Origin of the sequence: Flavobacterium sp., assembly GCF_028712645.1 — a bacterium.
In the GTDB taxonomy this organism is placed as follows: Bacteria; Bacteroidota; Bacteroidia; order Flavobacteriales; family Flavobacteriaceae; genus Flavobacterium.
Window position 1 is genome coordinate 1 of the sequence record NZ_JAQTPQ010000270.1, and the last position, 4535, is coordinate 4535.

7 protein-coding genes, 1 tRNA gene and 1 pseudogene are annotated in these 4535 nt (G+C 26.8%); all 9 read left to right on the top strand.

All coding sequences use genetic code 11. The annotated features are described in order from the left end of the window. Window positions 1–251: 251 nt before the first annotated feature. Window positions 252–686: an HNH endonuclease signature motif containing protein gene (locus PHC28_RS15925; protein WP_300102932.1), complete on the top strand. Its 435-nt coding sequence runs from the start codon at window positions 252–254 to the stop codon at window positions 684–686. A 131-nt stretch (window positions 687–817) separates the two neighbouring features. Continuing rightward, on the top strand, window positions 818–1054 hold the full coding sequence (locus PHC28_RS15930; RefSeq protein WP_300102935.1) for a hypothetical protein: 237 nt from the start codon (window positions 818–820) through the stop codon (window positions 1052–1054). Further along, window positions 1047–1118, top strand: a tRNA-Gly gene (locus PHC28_RS15935). Before PHC28_RS15930 ends, PHC28_RS15935 begins: the two co-directional genes overlap by 8 nt. Before the next feature lie 384 nt (window positions 1119–1502). Beyond that, on the top strand, window positions 1503–2015 hold the full coding sequence (locus PHC28_RS15940; RefSeq protein WP_300102938.1) for a hypothetical protein: 513 nt from the start codon (window positions 1503–1505) through the stop codon (window positions 2013–2015). Between the two features lie 37 nt (window positions 2016–2052). After that, complete coding sequence (locus PHC28_RS15945; RefSeq protein ID WP_300102941.1) at window positions 2053–2226, top strand: hypothetical protein; 174 nt, start codon at window positions 2053–2055, stop codon at window positions 2224–2226. Beyond that, window positions 2226–2879, top strand: a pseudogene (tmk, locus tag PHC28_RS15950) (dTMP kinase). The gene PHC28_RS15945 and the pseudogene tmk overlap by 1 nt, the downstream one beginning before the upstream one ends. Continuing rightward, window positions 2869–3498, top strand: a complete 630-nt coding sequence (locus PHC28_RS15955) for a metallophosphoesterase (protein ID WP_300102944.1) — start codon at window positions 2869–2871, stop codon at window positions 3496–3498. The pseudogene tmk and the gene PHC28_RS15955 overlap by 11 nt, the downstream one beginning before the upstream one ends. Window positions 3499–3848: 350 nt before the next feature. Continuing rightward, window positions 3849–4115, top strand: coding sequence for a hypothetical protein (locus tag PHC28_RS15960; RefSeq protein ID WP_300102947.1), 267 nt, complete (start codon window positions 3849–3851; stop codon window positions 4113–4115). A 56-nt stretch (window positions 4116–4171) separates the two neighbouring features. Next, the gene (locus tag PHC28_RS15965) at window positions 4172–4393 is read left to right on the top strand and encodes a hypothetical protein (protein WP_300102950.1); all 222 of its coding nucleotides are present in this window, start codon (window positions 4172–4174) and stop codon (window positions 4391–4393) included. Window positions 4394–4535: the final 142 nt, after the last annotated feature.

Consider the following 4535-nt stretch of genomic DNA (forward strand, 5'->3'; position numbering starts at 1 on the left):
AATGGTTTTGATGGTACAGCAGTAAGTTATAAACGTTATTTACAATTAGATAGTTATAATCAAACATTGATTTACAAAGATATGACTACAACTACACGTAAATTTATTTGTGAATTTGAAGATTCGCCTATTTGATAAATAAAAATAAAGTAGACTCAAACGAGTCTACTTTACTAATACCAATGAATATAATATAATATTATAACTTTTGAAATATAAATAGTTATAGGACTAATTTATATGGAAAGAAGATGGACTACAAAAGGATTTATAATGAAATTATTGAAAATAGAAGACTGAACGATTTTGAAGGATATACTGAAAATCATCATATAATACCGAAAAGTGTTGGTGGAAATGACGAGAAAGATAATTTGGTTCAGCTTTCAGCTAGAGAACATTTTATTTGTCATTATCTCTTAACTAAGATTTATCCATATAAATCAAAAGAATTTTATTCAATGGTTAAAGCCTTTTCAATGATGGGTTGTAGTAGTAAAGATCATTCTAATAATAGATATATAAATTCGAGGTTATACGAAAGTAATAGAAAAAATATGTCTGAAGCAATGTCTAAGTTGCAGTCTGGTATAAAACATAGTCAGTATGGAACTTGTTGGATTAATAATGGTATTGATAATAAAAAGATAAATAAAGAATTAATGGATGGATTAAAGGTCGAATAAACGTTTTTTCAGATGAACAAAAAACAAGAATAGGTTCTTTAAATAAAGAAAGATACATTTCCGATGAAACTAAATTGAAAATGTCAATAAGTCACAAGGGTAAAATAGTATCATCTGAAACTAAATTGAAAATGGCTATTAATAATAAAGGTAGATTCTTATCTGATATCACTAAAATAAAAATAAGTAATATTAAAAAAGAACAATATAAATCTGGAAAAATAACCAATCCTAAAAACGGAAAAACAAGTGTTTTTGATATTATTGAAAATAAAATAGTAACAATTACTACTGAAAGATACTTTCAAGAAAAAAATATAAGATTTTTGAATTTGAATTCAAAAAAATACAAAGAATTATGCGGGTAATCATGAGGTATGACGACTGGCTTCCAACCAGTTTGCAGGGATTCGAGTTCCCATACCCGCTCCAATTTTAAATATGACATATAAAAACTATCTGTTAGCTAAGTCGTATCCCGCTCAAAGTAGATTTAAAAATTATGGCCAGTGATAAATATGTATATTGATAGAAAAAAAACAAACTCATACTCCTCAAAAATGTTTATGTCATTGTGGGATGAACCTAGACTTGAAAATTATAGATTTATATGATAATCATAATTTAGGTACATTTGAAAATCCTTCAAAAATTACATGCCTAAATTGTTTAACTGAACATACTGTTTCATATACATATTATTATGGTACCGAATCAATTTTTAGATTCGATGATCAAGAATTTTAAAAATATATTTCATTGACATTTAACTTATAATTTAATATAATTATATTTTTAATTATTTGATATTTTATTATGTTTTTTCATATAAGTAGATCAGATATAGGCGAAGAAGTAATATTAACACCTCGTCTCCCACCATCAGCGATTATTTCACAAGAAGGTAATATACCTAGGATATGTGTTTCACCAAATCCATTATATGCCATCCGTTCAATTACAGGAACAAAGAAACCACGGGTATATGATATATTGTCTGAATTTAAGGACAATATAGTTGGTACAAAGAAATTAACTATCTATGGTACATTAAAAGAAGCATATATTCCACCTTCAAGTAGTGATTTTAGATTTAATAGTGAACATTGGTTTTTAACTGATACAAAGTTTTATAAATTAGGATATATTGATATTATTGGACTATTGAATGGAAATCTTTTTATATTAGAAGAATATACCAAATTTAATACTCAATGGTTTGATAATGATAAAGATCAATATATTAAATTCAAAATAGATATTAAATACAAAAAAGAATTGGATAAATTAAATGAAAAGTTGAAAGTAATTGTTAATAATTCAATATAAGTATATATTTAAACTTCCATAAACAACATATAAGAAAATGAGCTGGGATAGAAAATTAAGGGATAATAAAAAACATCACGATACCGAAGTTGAATTTGATGATCGTAGAGTAAATAAGAAACCTAAGAAGATCTATATCGAAGAAGAATATGATTCTGAATTAGAAGAATTATCAAAGAAATTCAGTAATTTTGATTTTGGTATAAAATAATGAAATCTAAATTTATAGTTTTTGAAGGTATAGATGGATCAGGAAAAAGTACCCAAGCGAAAAAATTGAATCGATATTTTAATTCAAATGATATAGATAGTTGGTATACATCCGAACCAACTAATTCAATGATAGGTACATTATTGAGAAAATATATTGATTCTGCAAATAATAATATAGATGATAATTATATGAAGGATGAATTATCCGAATATGATACATTTGATGCGCAAATAGCATACTTATTTGCAGCAGATAGACATTGGCACTTATATAATCCTGATGGAATATTATCTAATTTGAATAATGGTATAAATGTTATTTGTGATAGATATTAATATTCAACATTTGCACATAATTCTGGAAATGATAGTAGATCAAATTACAATCTAAATTGTGATTTAACAAAACGATTCGTTATCCCAGATTTAGTATTTTTTCTTGACACTGATTTAGAAATATGTTTTAATAGAATATATGAACGTGGCAATATTATTGAATATGAGAGTAAAGAAAGATTACAAGTAGCCCAGGATATTTATCGTAGAGAATTTTTTAATGCTGATCCAGATTGGTGTATAAAAATAGATGCTAATCAATCAGAAGATATTATTTTCGGCCAAATACTAGAGAGTATACACAATGTTTCTTGAAGGCAGTGAATATATAGATGATATGTTATTTATCGGGGACGTTCATGGTAAAACAATTACATATGAATCCTTGATAAATAATGCGAAAGGATGTAGTATTCAAGTTGGAGATTTTGGTTTCAAAGGTGAACACAAATGGCATTTAAATAACGTAAATCATAAATATCATCAAATTTTATTTGGTAACCATGATCATCATCCTTTTATCAATGAAGAACATTCATTAGGTAAATTCGGATATATTGAAGATAAAGGTATTTTCTTCGTTAGTGGCGCATTCAGTATTGATCAAAAGTATAGAATCGAAGATCTTGATTGGTTTAGAAATGAAGAATTGAATTATCAAGAATCTATTTCGTGTATAGAATTATATGAAAAAGTGAAACCAAATATCATAGTTTCGCATGATTGTCCATATGATATAAGGAAATATTTTTTTGGATATGATGATAGAAATCCAACTTGTTCATTATTACAATTATTGTTGAATTATCATAAGCCAAAATTTTGGGTTTTCGGACATCACCATAAAAGTAAAGATGAAATAATCGATGGTACCAGATTCGTGTGTTTAAAAGAATTGGGTACAATTGAAATAAATCTGAATGAATATAGATAATTTTAATTGACAATTACTAAATTATCTATTATAATTAAATTTTTAAATATAACAAATGAGGTAAATTATTATGAAAGGTATTGATACAGCAAAAATTACTACTATGGATAAAATTTTTCTTGGTTCGTATGGTGTTCTAACATTGTGTTTTATTTTTTATGAAAAAGTTATTCATTTTTTCGGTTTTTGTGTAGAATGATAAAAGAAATCCTACATAATTTATTTGGACATAATTATTCAAAGTGGTATACATTCAGGGTATCAAGAGATGCTGATTTTGGTGTACCACTTGTTTATCAAATGAAACAATGTTCTAAGTGCGGAAAAATCAAAACTCGATGTGAAATAGGATGGTAAAACAAGAGACTGATAAATTTAAAAGATTTTGGATATGGTTTTGGTATAATGATTATACCAGAATATTTTGGGTATTATTACCGATTCCTTCGATAATTATTATTACATTACTGATGTATATTGGATTACCAGGGCAATACGCTGCTGATTTATTGATTACTACATATTTAGGTTTATTGATATGGGGAATATATGATAATGATTTTTCAAAATTAGAACGGATCGGTAGAAATGTCGATGGAAAACTAATTGACAAATAGATCATAACATACTAGAATATAATTATTATCATGATTTAATTATTGAGCGAGAAAACATGAATACTCCAATTAAAATAAAAGTAAAAATTGCTGTAGCAGTTGGTCCAGATGGTAGTTGGAATGCTGTTGGCTGGTCAAATGCATCAAGTATGAAAGAAATGATGGATATAGCTGTTGATGAAGTATCGGATGGGGAAAATAGATTTTGGATTGAAGTTGAATTACCTGTGCCCCAAGAAGTTACTATTATTGTTGATAAATATGATATTGAAGGGTGATAATGATGAATATGTTATTTGAATATTATAAAGAAACGTATAATGGTATTGTTGGTGGATTATTTATAGCCGACGATGATTTGATCAAGTCTAAATATGGTAAAGCGATGCATGGTGTACCCGTATTAAATTTGGATGAATC